The sequence below is a fragment of the Propionicicella superfundia DSM 22317 genome, from assembly GCF_000423465.1.
In the GTDB taxonomy this organism is placed as follows: Bacteria; Actinomycetota; Actinomycetes; order Propionibacteriales; family Propionibacteriaceae; genus Propionicicella; species Propionicicella superfundia.
In genome coordinates this window covers 128437-154839 of the sequence record NZ_KE384021.1, presented here as the reverse complement: position 1 = coordinate 154839, position 26403 = coordinate 128437, and the positions used below count along the sequence as shown (strand labels likewise).

Sequence of the window (26403 nt, the reverse complement as noted above, 5' to 3'; positions counted from 1 at the left end):
TCGACAAGCTCAAGGACCAGATGGGTGCGGATCAAGAACCAGATGGGTGAGCCTGTCGAAACCACCGCACGGAATCACAAAGTCCTTTCGACAAGCTCAAGGACCAGGTCGGCGGTTCAAGGACCAGATGGGTGCGGCTCAAGGACCAGGTCGGCGGCTCAAGAGCCGGATCGGTGATTAGGGGCCCACGGGCCGGCGCGCCGGGAGGACGTCCTCAGCGGAGCTTCGGGCGGATGTGCAGCCCGACGTCGGGGTCGACGAGGACGTCCTGCGCCGCGGCGATGTCGTCGACCAGCACCTCGGCGTCGACGGGGACGCCCCGCTTGACGAGGGCGAACGCGATCGGGCCCTCCTCGTAGTGGCGTGCGGAACTGCCCACGAATCCGACCTCGCGCCCGTCGTGGACGACCGGGGTTCCGGCAGCCGGGAGCGCCTCCGCAGTGCCGTCGAGCTGCAGCCGAACGAGCCGGCGCGGCGGACGCCCGAGGTTCTGCACCTTCGCGACCGTCTCCTGCCCGCGGTAGCACCCCTTCTGCAGGTGGGTGGCGATGCCGAGGCGGTCCCCGTCCGGGACGGCGATCTCGTTGGGGATCGTCCGGGCATCGGTGTCGACGCCGATGCGGGGCACGCCCGCGGCGATCCGCAGTGCCTCGTACGCCCAGGTGCCTGCGCGGACGTCCCCCAGGACGGCGTCGAGGCGCTCCCGCGGCACGAGCGCCTCCCACCCCCCGAACGTGTCGGGGCCCCGGCGCACGACCGGCACGTCGGGCGGCATGTCGGCTCCCCAGACGAGGGCGAGGTCGGCGGTGCGATCGGCGACCTCGACCCGCATCATGAAGCGCATCCGGTCGAGCCAGTCCACGAGCGCGGGCAGGGTGTCCGCCGCGGTATGCGCCCAGAAGGTCTCGCCGTCGTCGTAGCCGGCGAGGGCGTGCTCGATGTGCCCGTGCGGGTCCAGCACGAATGTGGCCGTCGACGTCCGGGCGGGCAGGGCCTCCAGGTGCTGCGAGGTCAGCGAGTGCAGCCAGGTCAGCCGGTCGGGCCCGGTCACGGTGAGGACGCCGCGGTTCGACAGGTCGACGCGCCCGCGGCCGGCCACCAGTTCCCGCTGCTCGCGGAACGGATCGCCGTAGTGCCAGGGCAGGCCCGCGTCGAGGCCGGAGTCGGCGACGATCATGCCCGCACCAGCGTCGCCCACATCCACGACTGCAGCTCGTGCTGGGTCGTGGCACGGTCGAACGACCACAACAGCTTGCCGTCGACGTTGCCGTACAGACGCCGCCCGCCGGTGTACTCGACGGCGGCCTGCGGGGGTCGCACCACGGCGTCGGTCACCACCTCGATGCGTCCGGGCTGAACCTTTCCGTACAGCAGTTCGGCAACCCCGTCCTCGGTCGACAGGGACACCTCGATCACGCCGTCGGCGAGGGGACGCCAGAAGCCGCCCTCCATCCACAGCGGCTCGGCGGGTCGCAACTCGGCGTCGACGGTGAAGGTCTGGCACAGGTAGTGCAGGAACGGCCCGCCGTTGTCGTTGAACTCGACCTGGCAGAAGAACTCGCTCTTGTCCTGGCCCGGCCACTGGCGGTAGCCGGTGCCCTCCCAGCGCCCGCGCATCCAGGAGATCCCCGCGAGGGCGGGGTTGAGGTCGGCGGGAAGTTCGAACACGGCAGCCTCCACTCGGTGTGCCGCCCCAGCCTACCCGCCCGTCTCCGGCGCGATCCCGGTGGCTCCTGGCACAGTGTGGAGGGTTGATGTTGGTAGTCCAACATCAACCCTCCACACTGTGCCCCTTGTCCTTATGGCCTCACGTCAGCGTCGCGATGAGCAGGGCCTTGATCGAGTGCATCCGGTTCTCGGCCTGGTCGAACACGATCGACGCCGGCGATTCGAAGACCTCCTCGGTCACTTCCAGCTCCTCCAGCCCGAACCGCTGGTAGATCGCCTCCCCGACGGTCGTCTCGCGGTTGTGGTACGCGGGCAGGCAGTGCATGAACTTCACCTCGGGCACGCCGGTGCGCTCGAGGAGCGCCGTGTTCACCTGGTACCCCTGCAGCAGCAGGATGCGCTCGGTCCACACGCTCTCGGACTCGCCCATCGACACCCAGATGTCGGTGTGGATGAACCGGCATCCCTTGACCGCGTCGAGATCGTCGGTGAGCGTGATCCGCGCACCGGTGGCAGCGGCGATCTCCCGCGCCGTCCGCACGACGGAGTCGGGCGGGAGGAGCTTCCCGGGCGCGACGATCCGGACGTCCATGCCCAGCAGCGCACCGCCGATCAGCAGCGAACACCCGACGTTGAAGCGGGCGTCGCCGACGTAGGCGAACGCGATGTCGTGGTCGTCGAGCCCGCTCGACTCGCGCATCGTGAACATGTCGCACAGGCTCTGCGTGGGGTGCCACTCGTCGGTGAGTCCGTTCCACACGGGCACGGACGAATAGTGCGCGATCTTCTCGACGGTCGACTGGTGCGTGCCGCGGTACTCGATGCCGTCGAACAGCCGCGACAGCACGCGAGCCGTGTCGGCGGGCGACTCCTTGTGACCGAGCTGGGACGAGTTGCCGTCCATCTGGGTGACGTGCGCGCCTTGCTGGTGGGCCGCGACCTCGAATGCGCTGCGGGTTCGGGTGGACGTCTTCTCGAAGATCAGCGCCAGGTTCAGGCCGCCCAGCATCTGCTGCTCCCGGCCTGCCGCGCGAGCCGACTTCAACTCGCCCGTGAGCGCGAGCAGGTCACGCCACTCGGCGGGCGTGAAGTCCTGCTCCTTGAGGAAATGACGACCCTTCAGCGAACCGGCCACCACGTTGTTCCTTTCACCTTCGATGCGCCCGCCTGCGGCGGGGCACGGCCACCCCGGCACCTCGTCGGCCCGGTGGCGCCGTCGCCACGGCCCGCGGGACCCGTGCCCGACATCCTATGGTCACGGCGCGATGCGCCGTCGGGTTTCCCACCGTGCCGGATCAGCGGGCCGCACTAGTCTGCGTCCCATGCGGTTGGTGGTGCAGCGGACGAGCAGAGCAGAGGTCGCCGTCGACGGCGAGGTCGTCGGACGGCTGGAGAGGCCGGGACTGACCGTCCTGATCGGGATCACCCACACCGACTCCGTGGAGACCGCGCGCACGCTGGCAGCGAAGCTGTGGACGTTGCGGATCCTGCCCGGCGAGGTGTCCTGCGCCGACCTGGACGCGCCCATCCTGGTGGTGAGCCAGTTCACCCTCTACGGCGACGTCCGCAAGGGACGCCGTCCGTCGTGGAGCGGAGCGGCGCCCGGCGAGGTGTCCGAGCCGCTCGTCGACGAGTTCGTCGCCTCCCTGCGCGGGCTGGGCGCGACCGTGGCGACCGGGCGGTTCGGGGCGACGATGGACGTGTCGCTGACGAACTCGGGACCGTTCACCGTTCTTCTGGAGGGCTGAGCCGGCGGCGCTCCTTCGACCAGGCCGTGTCCCGCCGCCCGGGGTCGCCGAGGACGCGCCTCACGAAGGTCCCGGCCGATCAGCGGAGCCGTCCTCGAGAGGTTCCGCGGACGCGCGTGCGGCCGCCCGCCGAGGCAGGGACTGGGACCGCCTGCGGCGCTCCCGGCCGACGATGACGACAACCGCGAGGAGACCGGCGACCGCCCCGCCGATCAGCAGCCACATCCACGACTCGATCCCGGGCGCCGCCGGCTCCCGGGCCGCGCCGGCCATCTCCGGCGTGTAGGGAACGCGTTCCCCGCGCACCAGGAGCCGGTGGCTGTTGACCGCATAGGGCGTGCAGGTGAAGAGGGTGAGGTAGTCATGACCGGGCTCGGCGTCCAGGTCGCCGATCTCCGACGGCAGCACCACCTTGATCTGATCGACCTTGTACGCGAGCGTCTCGCCCATCACCTCGACGATCATCAGGTCACCCTCGGCGACCGAGGAGAGATGGTCGAAGAGGGTGGCGTTCGACAGGCCGGTGTGGCTGGTCAGCACCGCATGCGTCCCGTCGCCCCCGACAGGCAGAGAGGTTCCGTAGAGGTGTCCTGCTCCCTTGGCGAGCACCTCGTCGGAGGTGCCGTGGTACACGGGAAGGTCGATGCCCGCGCTCGGCACACGAATCCGCGCCATCGCGTCGAACCGGCTGAGCTGCGACTGATAGGTCTTGAACGCGTCCGACCCGGGGTCTGCCCCTGCCTTCTGCAGCCAGGGGTCGAGGATCGGGACGCCGCTCAGGGAGTCGTTGTACGTCTCGGCGTCCTTCAGGTCGCCGGCGAGGTCGTTCGGGGCGGCCTGCCCGACGGCGCTGTTGTACTTCTCCGCGAAGGCACGCTGCCGAGCGTTGTTGTACTGGGTGGCCGCCACGGGATAGAGCAGGACGGCGACACCCGCCAGCACGATCAGCAGCGGAACGAGGCGGCGCAGGAGCCCGCCGCGGGACCGGTCGACGTGGCGCGAGGCGGGACGGGCTGTGGTGGTGGTCATGAGGTGATCGTCCTTGTCGGGGCCCGGGCGCCGGTGAGCGTCGAGGATCGGGTGGGGTCGTTGTCGGCCGCGGAATCCGCCGCTGGTCTGCGTGCGCGGCGGCGGTCGCCGGCGATCCAGGCGACGATCATCGCCGTGAGGATTCCCAGCGCCGCGACGACCCCCGCGATGCGCGCCCACATCCAGTCCTGGACGCCGGCGTCGTAGCCGACCGCGACGCCGGCGCCGCTCACCGCGGCATCGCTCGGCGCGCGGATGCCCCGGACCAGCATGCGTTGGGTGTGCTCGCCGGGCGGGGTGTAACAGGTGACCAGCGTGACGTAGTCGCCGCCGGGAATCCGCTGCACGTCCTCCAGCTCCCACGGCTCGACGATCACGATCTGATCGATCCGGTACGTCAGGACCTCGCCGGCGACGGCGATCTCGAAGGAATGCCCGAGGCGCAGCTCGGGGAGCCGGTCGAACAGCGTGCGTCCCCTGTAGTCGGTGTGCCCCGCGAGCACCGCGTGGGTGCCGGGACCTCCGACGGGCAGCGACGAGCCGTACATATGGCCGACCCCGGCGGCCAGCGACGCCGCGCCGGCGTCGTGGAAGACGGGCAGGTCGACGTCGATCCGGGGGATGCGCAGCCGCGCGATCGCCGTGGCGAGGGAGAGCGTCCCGAGGTAGCGGGCGTGCTCGGCGTCGGCCTCACCGGAGTCGTCGCCCCACGGGTCGTTCAGCGCCTCGGTGGGCAGGTGCGCGTTGTAGGCGCCTGCGGCCCGCAGTTCCTCGCTGAGCGCCCGCGGGCTGCTGGACTCGATCGACGTGACGTACTCGGTGGTGAGCTCCGCGCCCCGCCGATTGTTGTCGAGGGTCTCGACGACCGGCCATCCGGTCACGACGACACCGACGAGGAGCAGCACGGTCACGACGAGCCGGTGCGGCCAGGCGCGACGCCGCGCCTGCGGCAGTGCGACGGAAGAAGGCGAGTGTCTCGGCATGTCCTGATCCCGGGTGCTGGTCGGAGCGGGGTCTCCTCGGGGAGGGGTCTGGGTGACAGGAAAGGGGAGCCCTGTCACCCAGACCGCGGGGGGATCCGGGTGGCACGAGGAGAGGTCCCGCCAGCCGGACGTGGGAGGGTCGGTCAGGTCACTGCTCGACCGTGGACTCGGCCTTGCGACGCCTGCGCGACGTGGCGGCGTAGTAGACCACGCCGCCGCCGACGAGCACCAGCCCTGCGACGCTCAGCGCGGCGACGCCGTCACCACCCGTGAGCGGCAGGTTGTTGCCGAGGTTGGACTTCTCGTTGTTCACCAGTTCGGTCGCCAGGGCCGGAGCGGTCGTGGAGCCGGTCTCCCAGTCGACCGTGATGTAGTGCGGCGTCGCGTCGAGGTTGTAGCCGGTCGGAGCCTTGGTCTCCACGAGGCAGTAGGACAGCCAGTCCGCCTCGTCGGCGACGTCCGCGCCGTCGTACCAGTTCGACGCCTGCAGACCGGCGAAGGTCAGCGTGTTGCCGGCGCCGATCGTGCCGGTGTCGATCGGAGTGCCGGTCACGTCGCCGGCCGAGCAGTTCCCGTCGCCCGGGGTCGGATCGGCGTAGATCGCGAACTCGGCTCCGCTCATGTCGGCGCCCGTGTCCGTCGGGTCCTGCTTGTTCACCACGAGGTTGCCGTACTTCGATTCGACCGGGTTGGTCGGGATGCCCGGCTCCCACGGATCGGTCGGATCGGACGGATCGCCAGGAGGCGTGGTCGGATCCTCCGGGTCCACCCCGGGCTTGCCGTTCTGGTCCCACCACGACTCGTTCGGGATGAACACGGCCTCGTTCTCGATCACGCCGTCCTCGTCCTGGACGCCCAGGATGGTGTTCAGCGTCGTGACCACGCTCTCGCTCCGGTTGGCCTCCAGGATCTCCAGACCGGCATCGGTGAACACGATGGTCACCAGCGGGCCGCCCGCGACCTCCCCGGAGCTGTACAGCGTGCCGGCCGTCTCCCAGTCGGCGGCGGTGTACACGTTGTAGTGGGTGCCGGCCGTGAACGTCGTCCCGTTCGACAGCGCCAGCGAGGCGCCGGCGAAGGTGAGCGACGGGTGCAGGTCGTCGTAGATCACATACAGGCCGAGCGGGTCGCTGCCGTCGGTGATCGAGGTCGTGATCGTGTAGTCGATCCCGTGCTCGCCCACGTTGCCGTTGTCGCTGGTGACGGTTCCCTTGTCCTCGACGCTCTTGGTCGCAGAATCGGTCTGGTTCTTCGGGTACACGTCGACGTCGTAGATCCACCGCGAGGTGTCGTCGGGGTTGGTCATCGGCAGCGTGACGAAGAACGGCGCGGCCGACGTGATCGACGCCTTGGCGACCTCGCTGTTCGAGGTGACGTTCGTGATCGTCCCGGAGCCGGCGAGGTTCTCGTTCACCAGGTAGAGGCCGACGCCGTCGGCCTGGGTGAACGTGGCTGTCCCTTCGCCGTCGGTGACGGGCGAGGACACCAGGGTCAGCGCGTAGCTGGTCCCGCCCACGGTGATCGATCCGCCGGCGATGTCCGCCGCCGTGATCTGGTATCCGCTGAGCGCGGTCGCGGCCGCCCAGCCCTGGTTCGTGGTCAGGTCGACACCGCCGACCCGGTACACGTCGAACCGCACGCCCTGCAGCGCATCGCGATCCGTGATGGTCTGCTCGGTGCCGTCACCGGCGCCCGTCGGGGCGCCGAGGTACTTGTGGATCTCCAACTGCACGTCGGCGCTGGGATTGATGAGCGCCGTGTTGCCGGGGTTCTCCTGGCTGGTGCCGTTGACCCGGTAGGGATCGCCGGGATCGGCGAACGCCGCAGGGGCGCCGGTGCACAACGTCGCCACGGCCAATGCGGACACTGCAGCCGCGGCAAGGCGGAACTGCCTGCGTGACATCAGATTGCTCCTTCGAAAAGGTGAACATGGACATGCGGTTTCGGGAGTTCGCGGCTGCGAGCCCCGTTCCTGGCTGTCAGGACGTCCTCGTACGAGAACGCCTGGAGCCAGAAGTCAGGTGGTGAATCAGGGCGGCCAGCCCGAACAGCAGCAGCCCGCCGGCGAGAGCCGGCCAGGGACCATCCCCGCCGGCCGTGGGCAACGGCGCCGCCGTGGCATCCAGCACCCGCACCGTGAAGGCGGAGCCGTCCACGACGGACACCAGCGGATCGGCCGGATCGGCCAGCACGATCCCCGACGCGGTCAGCGTGAACGGGACCGGCGTCGCCAGCAACGAGAAGCCGCTCGGTGCCCGCGTCTCGACCAGCCAGTAGGTGCCCGGGCTCAGACCGACCGAGGTGAACAGCGATCCGTCCGCCGCATCGGCGCTGATCCCGTTCTCGATCGGCTCCGCCCCGGCCTGCGACGGATCCGTGTCGTACAGGGCGAACTGCGCGCCCGCCAGAGCACATGTCGGCCGCCCGACATCGCAATTCCGACCCAGCTTCTCCACCCGGATCGGGAAGGTCTCGGTCACGACCACGTTCGCTTCGTCGGAGGGATCGGGCAGCTCGGACTGCGACGAATCGGGGGGAAGGGCCGCGTGGGCGGACGCCACGTTGCGGATCGGGCTGGTCACTGCGGACAGATCCGCCGTGAAGAGGAACTCGTGGGACTCGCCCGAGGCGAGGGCTGCGATGGTGTGGTTGCCCGCCGGGAACCGCGCATCCGTGACGGTGATGTCGTTCAGCGCGCCCTGACCGGTGTTCGTCACGACGATCCTGTAGTTCACCGCCGCGACGTCCCCGTCGGAGAACACCGGCCAGTCGGCCTCATTGGTGTCCTGCGCGTCGTGCCACTCACCGTCCGAGCCCTGCACGTACTTCTTCAGGTCATAGGCGTAGTACTGCGATATCGCGGTCGGCGCGGACGTTCGCGTCACGAGCTCGGTGTGGGACGCGCGCGCCTGGGCGCGGTTCACGTAGACGTCCCCGCCTCGTGCCCCGTCGGAGGTGATCACGACCTGGAACGACCTCGTGGCGGACGCCGCGAGCGGTCCGGCGATCACGCGGATGGCGGTGATCTGGGAGGCGTCGGGCTTGGTCGTGGTCCAGCCCGCGGAGTTGCCCGTCGGATCGCCGGCCGTCCCGTTCCTCGGGTCGGCGGGATCGTCGGACAACGCGGCGGGGTCGGTGGTCGTGTAGTAGACGGTCCCCCCGTCCGCGATCACGTCGGTGACCGCGTAGTCGCCGCTGAAGCTGGTACCCCGCTCGTCGCCGTTGTACGGGAGGATGTCGATCACATCGGTGAACTCCTGCCCGGACGGGTCGTTCGCGCGCAGCGAGATCGTCCACGAGCCCGTGCCGTCGCCGTCGCCGTCGAGGTTCGGGATCAGGTCCTGGTCCGCCGACTTGCCGATGACCGTCACCCCGGAGGTCGACACGGTGACCGATGCCTGCGCCGGGGACGAGGTCAGGCCGCCGACCTTCGTCACGACGCTGTTCTTCATGACCACGCCCGCCACCGTGCTGTCGTCGGTGGTCACCCGGTAGGTCAACGTGTTCGCGGTGTTGGTGGCGACTCCGTCCAGCGACCAGGTCAGGACCTGCTGCCCGTCGGCGTTTGTCGTGACCGCCGGAGCGGGCGTGGCCGACCCCTCGACGTAACTCAGGCCTCCGGGGAGAGTGTCGACGATCTGGTATCCGTCGACCACCGGCTCGATGTAGCTGCCGCCGTTGGCCGAATAGGTGAGCGTGAACGTGACCTCGTCGCCGAGTCGGATCGGACTCCTGCTGACGCTCTTGCCGACCGCGGGCGTCACCGCGACGACGCGCAGGATGTCCCGCGACTTCGTCGTGTACGGGTACCGCGCGTTGGGTGTGTCGGTCACGCGCCGCGTTGCCGCCGTCCCCGCGGGCGAGTACAGCGAGGTCCAGGTCGACCCTCGCTTGAGGGAGTGCCATACCCAGATGTCCTGGCCGGCGGGGACGTCCGGCTTGATCGTCGCCTCGACCACGAGCTTGATGCGCTCCGCCTGCTGCATGTCCTGGGCGTTGAAGTCGACGCGGACCGCCTTGACGGTGCTCAGGTCGGCGGGAGCCGTGGTGGTCCATCCGCCCGCGTCCAGAACGCCGCAGTTGCCGATGCTGTTGGGGTCGTAGAAGGGCGAGCCGGGGTCCAGGTAGGCGTTGCTGCCCGTGTAGTAGTACACCGTGTAGGGGCCCATGTCCGCGGCCTCCCCGACGGTCGGTGCCACGGTGACCCTGTTCGCGAACGTGACGTACTTGCTGTCCAGGATGGTGCACTGGCTGATCGCGGTGTTCGACCGCGGCAGGCCGGAGTCCATGTAGGTGCTCACGGTGGCGCCGGCGGACTTGCGCAGGGCGTCGTCCCACGATGTCGTGCCCGTGCCTCCGCGACCCCAGATGCCCGACCACCCGGACCAGTAGGTGATGACCTTCTGGACCGAGTTGTTGCTGGGGTCGTCCGTCGCCGACAGCCCCCCGACGGCGTACGCCGGTGCGGTCGCCGTCAGCTTCATCGTCACCGTGTCGATGCCGTCGGTGGGATTGATCTGGAAGTAGACCCGGCCGCTGGCGACCACCTTGCGGTCGGCCGGGAGAAGGTTGCCCGCGGAGTCTCGGCCGGGCGCGTTCAGGACGCTCCAGTCGATGCCGTTCAGCGTCAGGGTGTAGGTGTTGCCGCTGACCTGACTCAGCGTGCAGCTCGTGACGAAGCTGGCCATCTGGTCGGCGGGGTGGGTGCCACCCGACCAGGGGTGGCCGCTCGCGCCGAAGTCGCTGCGCGTGAAACGGTCGCATCCGGTCGTTCCCGTCGTGGTGCGCAGCGCGCCGCCGGTCACGGCGGCCGTGAACGTGTAGCTCAGGCTGCTGGGGCCTGCCACGCTCCCATCGCCCAGATAGAGGCTCCACGGGAACTCGATCCACTCGTAGTCGCTCACTCCCGTCGGCTGATGCCAGGCATCGGATTCGCTGAGTTTGAAGTCGATGTCCAGCCCCGCGACGACAGGGATCGGTGTGGTCTCCGCGGCGGACCCGGAGAAGTCGCCGACGAGACGGACCTCGTCGCCCACGTCTCCCGTGGCGACGACCGGGATCTGAACCGCGACGGCCGTGCCCTGGGTCTGGGCTCCGAGGTTGCAGGTCACGGTGGTGCCGTCGGCCGAGATGGCCGAGACCGGATCCACGCCGCTCACCAGGCAGGCGTCGGGGACACTCGTGAAGGTGCCGTTGACGGCGGTGATCGTCGCGAAGACGTTCTCGACCAGTTCATTGGCCGGCGCTTCCGCGGGGTCGTTGAGACTGAACCGCCACTCGGAGGTCAGCACCTCGCGCTGGCGAACCTCGCCGGCAGTGCCGCTCGCCCAGCTCGCGGTTGCCTCATAGGTCGTGTCGGCCATCGCCGCCGGAGGCGCCACGGCGACCAGGCTCAGGAGCGCGGCCAGAACGGTGGTCAGCGGTCTCCGCGGCGAGCCGCGGCGACGGCGACGGTCATCGGCGTTCCTCGAGAGCATCGAAGCCCCTCCCCACAGCGCCACAGACGACGCCCTTTGAAACGATTGATCAGCTCTTCCGACCCGGCACGGCGGCAGGTGCGGTCGCAGGGAGGGATCGGATGCCCGCGGCACTCTGACGCGGGGACCGCCCTCAGGCGGCGGTTTCACCCGCTGCTTCACCCTGCGACCCCATTGAGCCGCTGGGATTCCGGGCGCTTCGGGGTCTGCCCGCCGGCCCGGGGCCTCGTCGGCCGGTTCGTGCCCGCACGGCCGCGGTCGGGGCTACGCTCGGGTGGGAGGGTCCGGCGCTCGGGAGGCGGCACCCGCAGGCCGGCTCCGGCAGGATTCACCCACTCTTTCGCCCCGGACGCGTCATGAAGAGTGTCTGCATCAGTCTTTGGAGCAAAGGGGACACACCGCCACCGCGCACGCGGGAGACGCTGCCTGCCGCCGGTGAGGGGGATCGACGATGGGACAGGGGCGAACCAGGGACGATGCCCACGCCTCTGGGGACGATGCGGGCGCGAGACACCGGACGAAACTGGGAGATGCGACCGCTGCCTATCTGGGCTGGACCTTGCCGGGTGGCCGTCGCACGTCCCTTCGCACAGTAGAGACGCTTCTTGCTGTGAAGCCGGCGCATATCGCGGCGTTGCCTCACAACGAGCGACGGCTGACGTCAGCCGCGATGATCCTGGCCCGGACCAGGCACGGTCTCGCCGCCGAGGCGGCCGGGTTCGCCGAGGCCGAAGCCGGCTGGCAGCCGGAGCGGGACGCGAATCTCCCCGCCACAACGCTCGCGCTCTTCTCGGCGAACGTCTCCGAGGCGTACGCCACCGTCGGCTTCGCACGCCACGGCACACACGCCGCACGCCGTACCCACGAATACGCGGTCGAGGCCGGCAGCGACCCCCTGTTGTACCGTGCCTACGGCCTGCTCGCGGGCAACCGCGCCCTCGCCGGGGAGTTCGTCCTCGCCGAGGAGGCGATCGATCACGCGACCGCACTGGAGGAGGCCCACGGGTGGCAACAGTCCCCGGCCGCGTACATGCTCCTGGTTGGCCAGGTGCTGCTCGCATCGGCCCGGATGGACTCCGTCGCCCTGGCCCGCCACGCACGCGACCTGCGCGAGACCTTGCCCGGCGAGCCCACCTGGCAGGCGCACGCAGCGCTCGCCGATGCCGTCAGATACGGACTGCTCGGTCGGCACAGCGACGGCATCGCCGCGCTCGTGAGCGTCACCCACGGCGCCGATCAGCACGTGGTCGCCCCGCTGATCCGCAACATGATTCTGAGCTATCACTCGACGCTGCTCATCGGCAGGGGCGAGCCCCAACGGGCGCTCACGCTTCTGGAGGGCCGGGAGTCGTCCGTCGAGCACACCCTGTGCTTCGACCTGCAGCGGGCCTCGGCCCATCTCCAGCTCGGTGACGACCGCAAGGTCCTCACCACGACGGACGGCTGTATCCGGCTCGGTCCCCGGCACAACCTGCGCACCCTGACGCCGATCCTGCTACGCCGCGCTCTCGCCAACGAACGCCTGGGCCACCACACGGCGGCGGACATCTCGTTCTCCGACGCGTTCCACCTGCTGCACCGATCGGGTGCCGCCACACCCCTGCTCACGCTCCCGCGCGCCGAGATCGACGTCCTCCTGGACAGGCTCCACGCCAACCGACCCGACCTCCATGGCACGATCGACGAGCTTCGCCAGCGGGTTCTCACCGTGCCCTCGACCGCGCCTCCCTCGTTCGTGCCGCCGCTGCTGACGGAGCGCGAGGTCCTGATCGCCCGCCGGCTGCGCGAGGGTGCGACCCTCTCCGAGATCGCCACTGCCCTCTACGTCACCCGCAACACCGTGAAGACCCACACGGCGTCCTTGTACCGAAAGCTCGGGGCGTGCTCCCGTGACGAGGCGATCGCTCTGCTGGAGCGCACGGGCTTCTACGACAATCACACCTGACACGCGGACCGGAGCCAGCCTGATGACCGTTGACGACGCAGACAACAGCACGGGATCGAGGTCGCTCGCGCACGCGGTGACGGCCGTCGTGAGGTCGGGGCTGCCCACCCGACCGCGGGCACCGCGGGCGGCGGTGGACGTGGTGCTCGCCGCGGGCATCGACGCCGCCGGGCCGATGGCCCCCCGGGCCCGGGCAGCCTTCATCGCAGCACTGGTCTCCGCGCTGCTCCACTCCGGCCGAGCCCACGGCGCACTCCAGCTCGCCGAGCGCAGGGGGATGCCCGCGCTGACCGGCGCGGCCCCGGATGCCTCGGCCGTCCTTCAGTCCTCCGGGTACGCGGTGATGGCCGAGGCGTTCCTGCTGAACGGCCGCCTGGCCGACGCCGCGTCGTGCGCCGGCTTCGCGATCGACTACGCCGGCGACGACGAGGCGCACCGGTTCCGGGCGTTGTCGCTGCTCGCGGCGAGCCAGGCACTCAACGGGGAGCTCGCATCCGCCGCGGGCGTGATCGGGTCGGCCCGCGAACTCGACAACGGCAGGAGCTGGAGCGACGCCGCCTGGCCCCTGGTGATGGCAGACCTGCAGACCAGGTTTCGACGGAACGACGCCGAGGGCATGGAGCGGCTCCTGGACGGCTTCGGCCGGCTGGCACGACCTGCCGCGGTCGAGCGAGTCGTGGCAAAGGTCGGAACCACCTGGCTGCACATGGTCCACGAGGACTACCAGCGGGCAATAGCAGCGGCCGACGGCGTCGTCCACGGCATCGACGCGAAGATGTGCCCGCCATTCCTGGCAGACCTCGCCGTCAGCATGGAGTCGCTCGCGATGGTCCACCTGGGCGACCCGGGAGCCGCGCTCAAGCTCGTCGAACACCGGACCTCACCGCCGGGGCACACCATCTGCTTCGAACTGCAGCGGGCCAGCATCCACCTCCAGTTGAAACAGCCGCGCAAGGCCCTGGCCGCGACCGAGGCGTGCATAAGCGACTGCCCCGACCACAGCCTGCGAATATTCCCGTCGGTGCTGCTGCGCCGCGCCATCGCCCACGAACTCCTCGGACATGAGGCCCTGGCCGACGCGGCCTTCTCACGATCGACCCACCTGGCCGCCGAGTCCGCCGGGGTGCGCCCGGCGGTCGGCCTGCCCCTCGATGTGCTCGAACGGCTGCTGATGCGCCTCATCGCGAACGAGCCCGCGTTCGCGCCGGCCGTCACCCGGGACATCCCGCTCGACGGCGAGTACCCGGACCGGGAGACGCTCGGCTTCGACCCTGTGCCCCTGACCGAGCGAGAGGGCGTCCTCGCCGGCTGGCTCACCTCCGACCTGACCCTCGGCGCCATCGCCGCCGAGCTGTGCGTGTCCACGAACACTCTCAAGACCCAGGCCAAGTCGCTGTACCGCAAGCTGGGCGTCTCGTCCCGAAAGGACGCCGTGGAGAGGCTGGAACGCACCGGGGTGGTCCGGCCCGTCGGGGGCAACGCCTGACCGCCTCCATGCCCGTCGCCGCGGCGACCGCCCGGCGCCGGCTCAGGCGACGATCGTGATCTTGTCGCCCGGAATGATCTTCTGCACCGTGGTCCGCAGGTTGGTGCGGCCGATCGACACGCACCCGCCCGTGGCCTGCCCGTTCGACTCGTGGAACCGGATCCCGCCGCCTCGTGCACGGTCGACGACGGGCTTGCGGTTGAAGTCGATGACGAGCACGTAGGTGTACCACGAGGGGTAGTCCCACACGCGTTCCGACTTCGTCGCGTTGAACCCGCCCATGCGCTTGTCGCGCAGCGTGTTGAAGTACGCCGACGACTGATCCCACACCCAGTAGTCGTACCCGGACGTGCGCCAGTAGTCCATCGACGTCCCCGGGCTGGCCAACTGGCCGAACGCATCGGTGATGCCGTAGGTGCCGAGCGGAGTGCTGTTGTCGCCCGCCCGCCGCGCCGACGCCGCTTTCGTACCGGCCGAGCCGATCCGGCCCGTCTCCACGTACACGGTCGAGAACGCGCAGGCCTTCGTCCGGTCCCGGAAGTGGTAGCTCACGGTCGCATACGACCCCGATGTCTGATTCACGATGATCCGCGAGTGCTCGGTGCGCCCGATCGACACCTTCACCCCCTGCAACGTGGGGGAACAGGACGTCCACACGGCCGGGACCGACGTCGGGGCGGGCTTCACCCGCTTCAGGGTCCGCGCCGCGCTGCCGTAGTCGACGGTCCCGCGCTTCGTGACGACCCGCCAGGTGTAGCTGCCCGGGGTCGTCCAGCCGTAGGTGAGCGGGATCGAGACCTGGCCTGAGGAGTCCGTCGTCCGCGTCTGCGACCGTGACCAGCGCCCCGACACCCAGAACTCCGTCCATACCGACACACCGGCACCCACCCCGGCCACCCGGGCCGTCACCGAGCCGGTGACGTCGGTCGTGACGCTGCTCGGCGCCGACACGACCACGGGCGGCGCGGACAACCTGGTCAGCGTCTGCGACGCGGTGCTGGACGTCACGCCGTAGGCGTTGGTGGACGTCACCCGCCACGTGTAGGTGCCCGGCGTCGTCCAGCCGTAGGTGAGCGGGATCTCCGCCGCGCCGTCGGCGTCGGTGGTCCGCACCTGCGAACGGGACCAGCGTCCGGACAGCCAGAACTCCGTCCACACCGACACGCCGGCTCCCGTGTTCGCCACCGTCACCTGCGCGGCCCCCGTCGTGGACGTGTACACGCTGGTCGGCGCGGAGGTCAGCACGGGAGCCGTCGACAGTCGCGTCACGGTGAACGCGTCCGACCAGATCGTCCCGGCCGAGGTGACGACCCGCAGCCGCCAGGTCAGCGTGCCGGCGCTGGTCCGGCCGTAGGTCACCGGCAGGGAGAACTCGCCGCCCACGATGCTGGTCGTGAGTTGCGACCGGCTCCAGTGATCGGTGAGGTAGACCTCGGTCGCGGCCTCGATCACGTCCGTGGCGGTCGTCCTGCCCGACACCGTCAGCGGCGCCCCGACGACCGCCGTCAGCGGCGTCGCCGTCACGACGGCGACCGTCGCAGCAGCAGCCGCCTGCACCTGGGCCACCGGAGACGGCGTGCCGGTCGCGATGACCGCCGGCGACGCCGTGGTGCTCGTCGTCGGCGACGCCGTGGTGCTCGTCGGCGACGCAGAGGTGCTCGTCGGCGACGAGGACGACGGATCGGGCGACTCGGCCGGATCCGCCGACGCCAGGGGGGACACGACCCAACCCGTGACCAGCACCACCGCGAGCACCGGAGCGATCCTCCGCACACCCGGTCCCGTCCGGCCCGCGACGCGCTCGCCGAACCGGTGTCGCGTCGCCGTGGCGCGAGCAGTTCCGGCACGGTCACGACCGGGCCGGTGACGCGGCGTACCGAGGGGAGATCGCATGGTGATCACCAATCACACAAGGGGTGTGGAGCACCCGGGGGGGAAACGTCTGGTGTACATAGTGGACCACGTGGACCACCCCTGGGGCGATTCCCGCGCCCTGTGAGATTCACAAAGATAACTTTGCAAATAGATCTTTGCGATCTAGGCTGAGGGCTATGGAGCAGTCGATCACCGTCACCGGCGAGAACCTCAAGGCGCTCACGCACCCCCTGCGCGTCCGCATCCTCGGGATGCTCCGCACCCACGGGCCCGCGACCGCGACGATGCTCGCCGAACAGCTCGGCCTCACCAGCGGCGCCCTCTCCTACCACCTGCGCCGGCTGGAGCGATACGGGTTCATCGTCGAGGACGAAGCCCGCGGCAACGACCGGGACCGGTGGTGGCGGGCGGCGCACCGCCTCACCTTCTTCGACCCGCTCTCCCTCGACCCCGCCACAGCCGAGGCGGGCGAGACCTTCGAACGCAACATCGCGGCGTGGCTCGAGGCCCGCCTCGTGCGTGCCCTGGATGAGCGGCGGGACTGGCCCGAGGAGTGGCGTCCCGCGCTGACCGCGTCCGACGTCCTCCTCGATCTCACCGCCGACCAGGCGCGCGCCCTCGAGAACGAGATCCTGGCAGTGCTCGAGAGATACCCCACGCACGATCCCGCCGCGGCGCAGCCCGCCGGCACCCGGTGCGTCGGCGCCGCCTTCCAGATCGTCCCCATCACACCTGCCGCCGACCGGACGCCATGAGCCCGCGCCCGAAGGCGGCGCTCGGCGGAACCATCCTCACGGTCGGCATCGCGACGCTGGGAGTCCGGGTGGCGGCGGTCGCGGTCCCCTGGTTCGTCCTCGTCACCACGGGTTCGGCGGCCCAGACCGGCCTCGTCGTGGCCGCCGAGCTCGCGCCGTACGTCGTCTGCAAAGCACTCGCCGGGCCGCTCGTCGACCGGCTGGGACAGTACCGGGTGAGCATCGCGGCCGACATGGTGGTCGCCGTTCTGTTCGCCCTCGTCCCGATCCTGCACGCCGCGGGCGCGCTCGGCCTGCCGGCCCTGCTCGCCCTCGTCGCCGTGGCCGGCGCGTTCCGCGGCCCGGCGGACACCGCCAAGCACACCCTCGTGCCCCTTCTCGCGACCGCGACCGGCACCCCCCTCAGCCGCGCGACCGGCCTGCTCGGCGCCGGCGAGCGGACGGCAGGGCTCGTCGGCCCCGCCCTCGCGGCGGCCCTCACCGCCGTCGCGGGACCCACCGCAGCCGTCGCCGTCACGGCCGGGACCGCCGCGGCCTCCGCCGCAGTGCTGGCCATCACCCGGACTCCCCTCGCCGTCCACGACACGACGTCTCCGGCGTCCTCCTACCTCGCCGACCTGCGCGACGGCTGGACGTTCATCGGTCACGACCCGCTGCTGCGCGGCCTGGGAGTCATGATCCTGTTCACAAACCTGCTGGACGTGTCCTACTCGTCCGTCCTGCTCCCGCTGTGGGCCACGACGGGCGGTCACGGCGTCGAGGCCGTCGGGCTGCTGCTCACCTGCATGGCCGGCGCCTCGGTGCTCAGCTCGGCACTGGCGTCGGTGATCGGCGACCGACTGCCGCGCCGGACGACGTACTTCGTCGGCTTCCTCCTCGCCGGCCCGCTGCGCATCGCCGTCCTCGCCCTCGACCCGTCGGTTCCGGTGATCGTGGGCGTGATGGTCCTGTCCGGGCTCGGGTCGGGCGTCCTCAACCCCGTGCTCGGCGCGATCGTCTACGAACGCATTCCTGCCGCGAAGCTCGGCAGGGTGGCGGCGCCGCTCGACGCGCTGGCATGGGCCGGGATGCCGGTCGGCGGCATCTTCGCCGCCGCGCTCGTCGGACTGCTCGGACTGGGCTCCACGCTGCTGGGCGTGGCGGGGCTGTACCTGCTCGCCGTGATCGTCCCCGCCGCCACGTCACGGGCGACGTTCGACCCGGTCCGTGGGACGCCGGACCTCATGCCGGGTGAGGGAGCGCCGGCACCCATCCCGCGAGAACCCGCGCGCCGTCGGCCGCTCGGGGGCTAGCCTGAGGACACCGTTCGTTCCGGATGATCCGGTATTCTCCGCCCCCTCGGGTCGTCGGTCGAAACACAAGAAGATTCCGCAATGATGGCGAACGGGCGGGTGGGACGGCAAAATATGTGGACGTCCGGGTGTCCGACGACTGACGAGAGGGGTTGCCGATGGCGCACGTCCTTGTCGTGACATTCGGTTCCCTACCCCCCGAGGACGCGATGGCGAGTCTGCCCGCCCTCGGACTGCTCAGCCACGAGCTCGCCGCCGTGGCCGCCGACACCGAGGTGCTCACCGAGTCCGTCAGTGCCGACACGGTCGTCATCGACGCCCGCGAGGATCTGTCGGGCGCGCGGACGATGTGCCGGCTCTTCGCGGCGTCCGGCGTGACGATCCCCGTCCTCCTCGTCGTGGGCGAGACGGCGCTGGCGGTCGTCAACCACGAGTGGGGCATCAGCGATGTCATCCTCGAATCGGCGGGCCCGTCCGAGTGGGACTGCCGGATCCGCCTCCTCACGTCGAGCCGCACCCCGAACGGGCTCATCGTCGGTGGCGGGATCACGATCGACGAAGGCGCGTACTCGGCGGTTCTGATGGACCGGCATCTCGACCTCACGTACACCGAGTTCGAGCTTCTCAAGTACCTGGTCCAGCACCCGGGGCGCGTCTTCAGCCGTGAGCATCTGCTGGCCGAGGTCTGGGGCTACGACTACTTCGGAGGCACGCGCACGGTGGATGTCCACATCCGGCGCCTGCGCGCCAAGCTCGGACCCGAGTACGAGTCCCTCATCGGCACCGTCCGCAACGTGGGGTACCGCTTCAGCGCGGCCTGAGCGTCGCCCCCCGGTGGGCAGATTCCCGGCGATACGGCACGATGGGCGCATGAGCCAGGACGACATCCCGCAGTGGCGGAATCCCCAGCCTGCGCCGCGCGACCCGACCCTGCCGTACCCCACCGCGGGGCAGCCCCCGCTGCCCGCGCAGCACGACGGCTACCACTACGAGAACTACACGGCGCCCGCGAACCCGAGCGTCGGCTGGGCTCCGCCCGCACCGCTGCAGCCCCCGCCGCCGGTCGCCGTCCCCGTGCCGCTGGTCGCCGTCCCCGTGCCGCTGGTCGGACCGCCGTACGCCCCGACGTACGTCGCCGCCCCCTACGGCGTCGACCCCGCCACCGGACTGCCCTACTCGTCCAAGTCCAAGATCGCGGCCGGTCTGCTCGGCATCTTCCTCGGCGGGCTGGGCATCGGACGCTTCTACACCGGCCACGTCGGCCTGGGGATCGCCCAACTGCTGCTGACCGTGTTCGGCTTCGGCGCCGGGAGCATCTGGGGCTTCATCGACGGCATCGTCATGCTCGCGGGCAGCCCCCGCGACTCGAACGGCCTGCCGCTGCACTGACGGGCGCCGGTGCGTCCCGTCCTCGCTCACGACACCTCACCCTCCCGACCCCTCCTGGCGGATCGCCCCGGGACGGGTCGCGGCCACGCCGCATCCGGGAACGACGCGACCCTCGACACTCCCCACGCCGCACGCACCGGTTCGGGTAATCTGCGCAGATGCTGACCACGAGGGAACCCTCGCCCGATTTCGAGGCCTCGGTCCTCGAACTGGCACGCGCCGTCGCCGACCACGACGACATCGACCCCCTGAACGAGGCGGCACGTCTCGCCCTCCGCACCCCCGGCGCGGCCGTCCACTGGCTGGTCGAGGACGGAGCGAGCCCGGCCGGCTACGCGCAGTGGCACGTCGGCGACACGACCGGCCTGGTGGCCGTCCACCCCGCGCACCGACGGCAGGGGGTCGGGCGCACGCTGCTGGACCGGCTTGCCGCCCACGCGGGGACGGAACTGGCGGTGTGGGCGTTCGGCGACCTTCCCGCCGCCAGGGCGCTCGCCGCCGCAGCGGGCCTGACACCCGTCCGGGGGCTGCACCAGATGTCGCGGCCGCTGGCCGACCTGGAGACGCCTCGGTTCGCCGACGGCATCGTGGTGCGCTCCTACGACCCAGCCGACCTGGTCACCCTGCACGCCATGAACGCCGAGGCGTTCGCCGGGCACCCCGAGCAGGGGCGCCTCACCATCGGCGACCTGCGGCAGCGGATGGCCGAGCCCTGGTTCGACCCCGCCGGCCTCCTGCTCGCCTTCGCGGGCGACGAACCGCTCGGCTTCCACTGGACGAAACGCGAGACGGCCACCGTCGGCGAGGTGTACGTCCTGGGGGTCGTACCGGCCGCCGCCGGGCGCGGCCTCGGCACCGCCCTCCTGTGGGCCGGCCTGCACCGGCTGCGCGACGCCGGATGCCACGACGTCGAGCTCTTCGTGGACGCGGACAACGTCCCGGCGGTACAACTCTATGAGGGGACGGACTTCGCCATCGTGCGCACCGACACCTTGTACCGACCCCAGGGGAGAACCGCATGAGCGCCGAACCGGCCGTGGAGGAGCCGCTTCCCACCAACCGGTACCTGGATCGCGAGCTGTCGTGGCTCGACTTCAACAATCGGGTCCTCGACCTCGCGAAGGACTCGCAGCGCATTCCGCTGCTCGAACGGGCCCGCTTCCTGGCGATCTTCTCCTCGAACCTCGACGAGTTCTTCATGGTCCGGGTCGCCGGGCTGAAGCGGCGCATCGCCGCCGGGGTGGCCTCGCCGGGATCGAGCGGACTGCTGCCCCGCGATCTGCAGGAGGTCATGCTGCGGCGGGCGCGCGAGATGATGGCCGACCAGGCGCAGGCGTTCACGACCGACGTCCGGCCCGCGCTGGCGGCGTACGGCATCCACATCCTCTCCTGGGACCAGCTCGCCCCCGCCGAGGCCGAGGCGATGGGCACGCTGTTCACCGAGCGGATCTTCCCCATCCTCACGCCGCTGGCGGTCGACCCGTCGCATCCGTTCCCGTACATCTCGGGCCTGTCGGTGAACCTCGCCGTCCTGCTCAAGCATCCGCAGACCGGCTCGCGGCAGTTCGCCCGCGTCAAGGTGCCGACGATCCTGAGCCGGTTCGTGAAGGTCGGCGAAGGACGGTTCCTGCCGCTGGAGGACATCATCGCCCACCACCTCGACCGGCTGTTCACCGGCATGCAGGTCCTGCAGTACACGACCTTCCGCGTGACCCGCAACGAGGACGTCGAGGTCGAGGAGGACGACGCCGAGAACCTCCTGTTCGCCCTCGAGAAGGAGTTGCTGCGCCGCAAGGTCGGGCAGGCCCCGGTGCGCCTCGAGGTCGAGGAGGGCATCGACGAGACGATGCTCGGCCTCCTCATGCGCGAGCTCGACATCTCCGAGAAGGAGGTGTTCCAGCTTCCCGCCCCGCTCGACCTGCGCGGCCTGTTCTCGATCGCCGACGTCGACAGGGAGGAGCTGCAGTACCCGTCGTTCCTGCCCAAGACGCACCCCGACCTCGCCGAGCGCGAGAGCGCGCGCCCCGCCGACATGTTCGCCGCGCTGCGCCGCCACGAGGTCCTGCTGCAGCATCCCTACGACTCGTTCGCGACGTCCGTGCAGCGCTTCATCGAACAGGCCGCCGCCGACCCGCAGGTGCTGGCGATCAAGCAGACCCTGTACCGGACGTCCGGCGACTCCCCGATCATCGACGCACTCATCGAGGCGGCGCAGGCGGGCAAGCAGGTGCTCGCGCTGGTCGAGATCAAGGCCCGGTTCGACGAGCAGGCCAACATCGCCTGGGCACGGAAACTGGAGCGCAACGGCGTGCACGTCGTGTACGGGATGCTCGGGCTGAAGACGCACTGCAAGCTGGCTCTCGTGGTGCGTGACGAGCCGAACGGGCTGCGTCGCTACTGCCACATCGGCACGGGCAACTACAACCCGAAGACGGCCCGGCAGTACGAGGACATGGGCCTGCTCACGGCCAACCCGGTCGTCACCGAGGACGTCGCCCGGCTGTTCAACCACCTGTCGGGCATGACCCAGGAGACCTCCTACCGGCGGCTCCTCGTCGCACCCCACTCGATCCGCGCCGGACTGATCGACTTCATCCAGCACGAGATCGAGAACCACCGCGCCGGGTTGCCCGCGCGGATCCGCATCAAGGTGAACTCCCTCGTCGACGAAGCGATCAGCGATGCCCTGTACCGGGCGTCCCAGGCGGGGGTGCCCGTCGATCTGTGGATCCGCGGTATCTGCACGATCCGCGCGCAGGTCCCGGGCCTGTCGGAGAACATCCGGGTCCGCAGCATCCTCGGCCGGTTCCTCGAGCACAGCCGCATCTTCTGGTTCGAGAACGGCGGCGAGACGCCGCGTGTCGGCATCGGCTCGGCCGACCTCATGCACCGCAACCTCGACCGGCGCGTCGAGGCCCTCGTCGTGCTCACCAAACCCGATCACATCGCGCAGATCGACAGCCTGTTCGAGCTGGCGTTCAGTCCCGAGACGGCCTCGTGGTGGCTCGACGACGAGAGAGGGTGGACCATGCGCACCGCCGACGAGGACGGCCGGCCGCTGCGCGACATCCAGGACTTCCTCATCTCGAACGTGTCCACTCGTCGGAAGTGAGTGTCGTGCGCGCGACTCGTTCCATCGAGGCGGCCGGGGCCGTCACCTTCCGCCCCGACGGGAACGTCCTGCTCGTGCACCGGCCCACCTACGACGACTGGTCGCTGCCCAAGGGGAAGATGGAGCACGACGAGTACACGGCAGGCACCGCCGTGCGCGAGGTGGCCGAGGAGACGGCGGTGCGCGTCCGCCTCGGTGTGCCGCTCCGCACGATCGGGTACATGACCGACCGGGGTGCCAAGCGCGTTCACTTCTGGCGCGGGCGCGTGCTGCGGGAGGACGAGTTCACCGTCAACTCCGAGATCGACGAGATCGCCTGGCTGCCTCCGGCCGCCGCGCTGAGGCAGTTGTCGTACGCCGACGAGCGGCACGTGCTGGAGGAGGCGATCGGTGCTCCGGAGACGACCCCGTTCGTCATCGCCCGCCACGGAAAGGCGATGGAGCGCAAGAACTGGACGGGCAAGGACGCAGCGAGGCCGCTCACCTCGCGTGGCCGGAAGCAGTCCGCCGACCTCACCACGCTGCTGGAGGCCTTCGACGCGCAGTCGATCGTCAGCTCGTCGTCGGTGCGGTGCGTTCAGACGCTGCGCCCCTACGCGCGCCTGTTGCGCACCGAGGTCGAGACCTGGTCGGTGCTCAGCGAGGAACACGGCGTCGAGCACCCGAAGGACGTCCGCAAGCTCGTGCACCGGCTCGCGGCCGCGGCGGTGCGGCACGACCGGCCGGTCGTGGTGTGCGGGCATCGTCCCGTCCTGCCCTCCATGTTCGAGGCGCTCGGCGTCGAACCGCAGCACATCGTCCCGGGGGCAGTGGCCATCGCGCACCTCGACGGCGACGGGGCCCTGCGCGCCACGGAGTGGTACCGGCCGCTGCGCTGACGCGTCCGGCGCCGGGGATGGTCGTCACGGCTGCATGCGGATTTCTTCACCTTCAGGACGCCGGATCGGCGGCGGCGGTCGCTCAACGCGACTTTCTGTACCGAAAGAGCGGGCGTCGGCAGCGTATTCGGTTCAGAAACCCGCGGTCACGCTCCGCCTGAGGATGGCGGCCCACCATAAGGTACGAAAAGTGGCTCTTCGCAATCCGTCGACGCGTCCCGGCGCCGCCACGGTGTGTCGGACCGGCGTGAGAGCCTGGGCCCATGAACGCGGAACCCCCGTACTGGCAGGAGGAGCCTCCTCCCGACCCCGACGAGCTGCCGCCCGATCCCGCCGACGAGCTCGGGCGCGACCCGTCCGCAGGCTCTGCGCCCCGCCGGCCTGCAGGTTCGGCGCGTGCACCCCGGGACCCGTCCCCACCCGCGCGCGCTGTCCAGCGCGACGCGACCGGCCTGGCGGACGAGGCCCTGGTCGTCCTGCGTGCCCTGACGGGCAACCCGGCGGCCGGCTTCCACCCCGGGCAGCTCGAGGCGATCGAGGCCCTCGTCGCGCACCACCGCCGGGCGCTCGTGGTGCAGCGAACGGGCTGGGGGAAGTCGGCCGTCTATTTCATCGCCGCGCTGCTGCAGCGCCGCGCCGGATCCGGGCCGGCGCTCATCGTGTCGCCCCTGCTGGCCCTCATGCGCGACCAGGTGTCCGCGGCGGAGCGCGCAGGCGTCCGGGCCGCCGCGATCAACTCCGCCAACGTCACCGAGTGGCGCGACATCGAGCGCCTCCTGGACGACGACCGGCTCGATGTGCTGTTCGTCTCGCCCGAGCGCCTGGTCAATCCGCGCTTCCGGGCCGAGCAACTCCCCCGGCTGGTCCGTTCGGCGGGCCTGCTCGTCATCGACGAGGCGCATTGCATCAGCGACTGGGGCCACGACTTCCGACCCGACTACCGGCGCATCCGCGACCTGATCGCCGAGCTTCCGTCCGGCATCCCGGTGCTCGCCACCACCGCCACCGCGAACAGCCGTGTCGTCGCCGACGTGACCGAGCAGATGGCCGCCGGTGGCCACGAGGTCTTCGTCCTCCGTGGAGCCCTCGCCCGTGACTCGCTGCGCCTGGGCGTCCTGGATCTCGGGACGCCCTGGCGGCGGCTCGCCTGGCTGGCCGAGCACCTCGACGCACTCCCGGGCAGCGGCATCGTCTACGGTCTCACGGTCGCCGCCGCCGAGGACACGGCCGCTCTGCTGACCAAGGCCGGCCACCGTGTCCTGCCGTACACCGGTCGCACGGACCCCGCCGAACGACTCGTCGCCGAGGAGGCGCTCAAACGCAACGAGGTGAAGGCGCTGGTGGCCACGTCCGCGCTCGGCATGGGCTTCGACAAGCCCGACCTCGGTTTCGTCGTCCACCTCGGCGCGCCGAGCTCACCCGTCGCGTACTACCAGCAGGTGGGCCGCGCCGGTCGCGCCACCGACAACGCCGACGTGCTGCTGCTGCCCGGCGTCGAGGACCGCGCCATCTGGCACTACTTCGCGACCAACGCGATGCCCACCCAGCCCAAGGCGGATGCCGTCCTGGCCGCGCTCTCCGGGGAGTCCGGCGCGCTGTCGGTCGGCGCGCTGGAAGCCCGAGTCGACATCAGGCGTAGCCAACTGGAGCTTCTCCTCAAGGTGCTGGCGGTCGACGGCGCCGTCGAGGCGGTCCGGGGCGGGTGGGCGAGCACCGGGCGGCCGTGGGTCTACGACGCCGACCGCTACGAGCGGATCGCCCGGGCGCGGGCCGACGAGCAGGAGGCGATGCTCGCCTACGAGCGTCTCGGCACCTGCCGCATGGCCTACCTCACCGCACAGCTCGACGACCCGCACGCCGTCCCGTGCGGGCGCTGCGACGCCTGCGCGGGAGCGTGGTATCCCACCGAGGTCACGGTCGCGACCGGGGAACTCACGCGTGCGTCGCTCGACCGGGTGGGTGTCCCGATCGCGGCTCGGTCCCTGTGGCCGACAGGGCTCGACCGGCTCGGCGTGCGCGCCGACCAGCAGCCGGTCAAGGGGCGCATCGCCCCCGACGAGCAACTCGCCGAAGGACGCGTCGTGGCCCGGCTCAGCGACCTCGGCTGGGGCGGTCTGCTGCGTCGGCTGTTCGCGACGGACGGCGACGGCGTTCCGGCGGACGCCGACGTGCCCGCCGAGCTGGGGCGCGCGTGTCTGCGGGTGCTGAAGGAGTGGGACTGGGCCGAACGGCCCGTCGCCGTGGTGTGGATTCCCAGCCTGCGGCGTCCGCGGCTCGTGGAGTCGCTCGCCGCCGGCCTCGCCGGAGCCGGGCGGCTGGAACTGCTCGGGCCGCTCCGGCTCGCCCCCGACGCGTCGCCGCTGCCGGGTTCGACGAACAGCGCCTACCGCGTGCGCGATCTGTGGGAGCGCATGATCGTGCCGTCCGAGCTCGCCTCGCGCCTCGACGAGGTGGACGGGCCCGTGCTGCTCGTCGACGACCTGATCGACTCGCGCTGGACCATGACCGTCGCCGGAAGGCTGCTGAGACGCGCAGGCGCGGGGACGGTTCTCCCGTTCGCCCTGGCGTCCGTGGGCTGACGACCGCAACGGCGCGTAAGCAGTGGGGCCGGGCGAGGCGGCCCGCCCTCTTCGGATCGCTGTCGTCGCGCCCCGGGCCTCACGGCGCGGTGTGCCACGGGGACCGTCGCGGACGCGGGGCCTGACGCGGCCGGACCACGTGCATGAGCCCTGGGAGCAGGTGGAACTGGCCTCCGACCTGCCCCTC

At 70.6% G+C, this 26403-nt stretch carries 19 protein-coding genes; 11 read left to right on the top strand and 8 right to left on the bottom strand.

From position 1 onward, the window contains the following. Positions 1 to 214: 214 nt before the first annotated feature. The 3 genes from ygfZ to argF form a co-directional block, all read right to left on the bottom strand. A complete protein-coding gene (gene ygfZ / locus G555_RS0110565; RefSeq protein WP_051209145.1) occupies positions 215 to 1177 on the bottom strand; it encodes a CAF17-like 4Fe-4S cluster assembly/insertion protein YgfZ in 963 nt (320 codons plus the stop codon). Beyond that, the gene (locus G555_RS0110560) at positions 1174 to 1617 is read right to left on the bottom strand and encodes a heme-binding beta-barrel domain-containing protein (protein ID WP_051209142.1); all 444 of its coding nucleotides are present in this window, start codon (positions 1615 to 1617) and stop codon (positions 1174 to 1176) included. The genes ygfZ and G555_RS0110560 overlap by 4 nt, the downstream gene beginning before the upstream one ends. A gap of 190 nt (positions 1618 to 1807) precedes the next feature. Next, on the bottom strand, positions 1808 to 2803 hold the full coding sequence (gene argF / locus G555_RS0110555) for an ornithine carbamoyltransferase (protein ID WP_028708853.1): 996 nt from the start codon (positions 2801 to 2803) through the stop codon (positions 1808 to 1810). Between the two features lie 187 nt (positions 2804 to 2990). On the opposite strand from argF, the gene dtd reads away from it, so the two are divergent. Beyond that, the gene (gene dtd, locus G555_RS0110550) at positions 2991 to 3416 is read left to right on the top strand and encodes a D-aminoacyl-tRNA deacylase (protein ID WP_028708852.1); all 426 of its coding nucleotides are present in this window, start codon (positions 2991 to 2993) and stop codon (positions 3414 to 3416) included. A 60-nt stretch (positions 3417 to 3476) separates the two neighbouring features. Here the strand turns inward: dtd and G555_RS19290 are convergent, their stop codons facing one another. The 4 genes from G555_RS19290 to G555_RS19280 all read right to left on the bottom strand — a co-directional run bounded on the left by G555_RS19290 (position 3477) and on the right by G555_RS19280 (position 10905). Further along, positions 3477 to 4445, bottom strand: coding sequence for a class C sortase (locus tag G555_RS19290; protein ID WP_051208803.1), 969 nt, complete (start codon positions 4443 to 4445; stop codon positions 3477 to 3479). Then, a complete protein-coding gene (locus G555_RS19285; RefSeq protein ID WP_051208800.1) occupies positions 4442 to 5428 on the bottom strand; it encodes a class C sortase in 987 nt (328 codons plus the stop codon). Before G555_RS19285 ends, G555_RS19290 begins: the two co-directional genes overlap by 4 nt. Positions 5429 to 5576: 148 nt before the next feature. Then, positions 5577 to 7331, bottom strand: coding sequence for a SpaH/EbpB family LPXTG-anchored major pilin (locus tag G555_RS0110535; protein WP_028708851.1), 1755 nt, complete (start codon positions 7329 to 7331; stop codon positions 5577 to 5579). 76 nt (positions 7332 to 7407) lie between these two features. Next, on the bottom strand, positions 7408 to 10905 hold the full coding sequence (locus tag G555_RS19280; RefSeq protein WP_051208798.1) for a SpaA isopeptide-forming pilin-related protein: 3498 nt from the start codon (positions 10903 to 10905) through the stop codon (positions 7408 to 7410). A gap of 610 nt (positions 10906 to 11515) precedes the next feature. On the opposite strand from G555_RS19280, the gene G555_RS0110525 reads away from it, so the two are divergent. Beyond that, on the top strand, positions 11516 to 12850 hold the full coding sequence (locus G555_RS0110525; protein ID WP_169337899.1) for a helix-turn-helix transcriptional regulator: 1335 nt from the start codon (positions 11516 to 11518) through the stop codon (positions 12848 to 12850). Between the two features lie 22 nt (positions 12851 to 12872). Then, complete coding sequence (locus tag G555_RS19275) at positions 12873 to 14336, top strand: helix-turn-helix transcriptional regulator (RefSeq protein ID WP_036922425.1); 1464 nt, start codon at positions 12873 to 12875, stop codon at positions 14334 to 14336. A 42-nt stretch (positions 14337 to 14378) separates the two neighbouring features. Here the strand turns inward: G555_RS19275 and G555_RS21280 are convergent, their stop codons facing one another. Further along, positions 14379 to 16091, bottom strand: a complete 1713-nt coding sequence (locus tag G555_RS21280; RefSeq protein WP_156887514.1) for a L,D-transpeptidase family protein — start codon at positions 16089 to 16091, stop codon at positions 14379 to 14381. A 296-nt stretch (positions 16092 to 16387) separates the two neighbouring features. Between G555_RS21280 and G555_RS0110505 the strand changes: the two genes are divergently transcribed. The 8 genes from G555_RS0110505 (at position 16388) to G555_RS0110470 (ending at position 26216) form a co-directional block, all read left to right on the top strand. After that, the gene (locus G555_RS0110505) at positions 16388 to 16966 is read left to right on the top strand and encodes a winged helix-turn-helix domain-containing protein (RefSeq protein ID WP_051208795.1); all 579 of its coding nucleotides are present in this window, start codon (positions 16388 to 16390) and stop codon (positions 16964 to 16966) included. After that, positions 16963 to 18258: an MFS transporter gene (locus G555_RS19265; protein WP_051208793.1), complete on the top strand. Its 1296-nt coding sequence runs from the start codon at positions 16963 to 16965 to the stop codon at positions 18256 to 18258. Before G555_RS0110505 ends, G555_RS19265 begins: the two co-directional genes overlap by 4 nt. Before the next feature lie 158 nt (positions 18259 to 18416). After that, entirely contained in the window at positions 18417 to 19079 is a 663-nt protein-coding gene (locus G555_RS19260; protein ID WP_036922422.1) for a winged helix-turn-helix transcriptional regulator, read from the top strand. Positions 19080 to 19128: 49 nt separating this feature from the next. Continuing rightward, positions 19129 to 19647: an NINE protein gene (locus tag G555_RS21880; RefSeq protein WP_084635179.1), complete on the top strand. Its 519-nt coding sequence runs from the start codon at positions 19129 to 19131 to the stop codon at positions 19645 to 19647. Positions 19648 to 19805: 158 nt separating this feature from the next. Continuing rightward, positions 19806 to 20669, top strand: coding sequence for a mycothiol synthase (gene mshD / locus G555_RS19250; protein ID WP_051208791.1), 864 nt, complete (start codon positions 19806 to 19808; stop codon positions 20667 to 20669). After that, the gene (locus G555_RS0110480) at positions 20666 to 22759 is read left to right on the top strand and encodes an RNA degradosome polyphosphate kinase (RefSeq protein WP_028708846.1); all 2094 of its coding nucleotides are present in this window, start codon (positions 20666 to 20668) and stop codon (positions 22757 to 22759) included. Before mshD ends, G555_RS0110480 begins: the two co-directional genes overlap by 4 nt. Then, a complete protein-coding gene (locus G555_RS0110475) occupies positions 22756 to 23637 on the top strand; it encodes an NUDIX hydrolase (RefSeq protein ID WP_028708845.1) in 882 nt (293 codons plus the stop codon). Before G555_RS0110480 ends, G555_RS0110475 begins: the two co-directional genes overlap by 4 nt. Positions 23638 to 23900: 263 nt before the next feature. Then, positions 23901 to 26216: a RecQ family ATP-dependent DNA helicase gene (locus G555_RS0110470; RefSeq protein ID WP_084635175.1), complete on the top strand. Its 2316-nt coding sequence runs from the start codon at positions 23901 to 23903 to the stop codon at positions 26214 to 26216. The last annotated feature ends 187 nt before the right edge of the window (positions 26217 to 26403 follow it).

Excerpts from the sequence above, each read along its gene's own strand:
- ygfZ (WP_051209145.1), bottom strand. The coding sequence starts at position 1,177 with ATGATCGTCGCCGACTCCGGCCTCGACGCGGGCCTGCCCTGGCACTAC.
- G555_RS0110560 (WP_051209142.1), bottom strand. The coding sequence starts at position 1,617 with ATGCGCGGGCGCTGGGAGGGCACCGGCTACCGCCAGTGGCCGGGCCAG.
- dtd (WP_028708852.1), top strand. The coding sequence starts at position 2,991 with ATGCGGTTGGTGGTGCAGCGGACGAGCAGAGCAGAGGTCGCCGTCGAC.
- G555_RS19290 (WP_051208803.1), bottom strand. The coding sequence starts at position 4,445 with ATGACCACCACCACAGCCCGTCCCGCCTCGCGCCACGTCGACCGGTCC.
- G555_RS19285 (WP_051208800.1), bottom strand. The coding sequence starts at position 5,428 with ATGCCGAGACACTCGCCTTCTTCCGTCGCACTGCCGCAGGCGCGGCGT.
- G555_RS0110535 (WP_028708851.1), bottom strand. The coding sequence starts at position 7,331 with ATGTCACGCAGGCAGTTCCGCCTTGCCGCGGCTGCAGTGTCCGCATTG.
- G555_RS19280 (WP_051208798.1), bottom strand. The coding sequence starts at position 10,905 with ATGCTCTCGAGGAACGCCGATGACCGTCGCCGTCGCCGCGGCTCGCCG.
- G555_RS19275 (WP_036922425.1), top strand. The coding sequence starts at position 12,873 with ATGACCGTTGACGACGCAGACAACAGCACGGGATCGAGGTCGCTCGCG.
- G555_RS0110505 (WP_051208795.1), top strand. The coding sequence starts at position 16,388 with ATGGAGCAGTCGATCACCGTCACCGGCGAGAACCTCAAGGCGCTCACG.
- G555_RS19265 (WP_051208793.1), top strand. The coding sequence starts at position 16,963 with ATGAGCCCGCGCCCGAAGGCGGCGCTCGGCGGAACCATCCTCACGGTC.
- G555_RS19260 (WP_036922422.1), top strand. The coding sequence starts at position 18,417 with ATGGCGCACGTCCTTGTCGTGACATTCGGTTCCCTACCCCCCGAGGAC.
- G555_RS21880 (WP_084635179.1), top strand. The coding sequence starts at position 19,129 with ATGAGCCAGGACGACATCCCGCAGTGGCGGAATCCCCAGCCTGCGCCG.
- mshD (WP_051208791.1), top strand. The coding sequence starts at position 19,806 with ATGCTGACCACGAGGGAACCCTCGCCCGATTTCGAGGCCTCGGTCCTC.
- G555_RS0110480 (WP_028708846.1), top strand. The coding sequence starts at position 20,666 with ATGAGCGCCGAACCGGCCGTGGAGGAGCCGCTTCCCACCAACCGGTAC.
- G555_RS0110470 (WP_084635175.1), top strand. The coding sequence starts at position 23,901 with ATGAACGCGGAACCCCCGTACTGGCAGGAGGAGCCTCCTCCCGACCCC.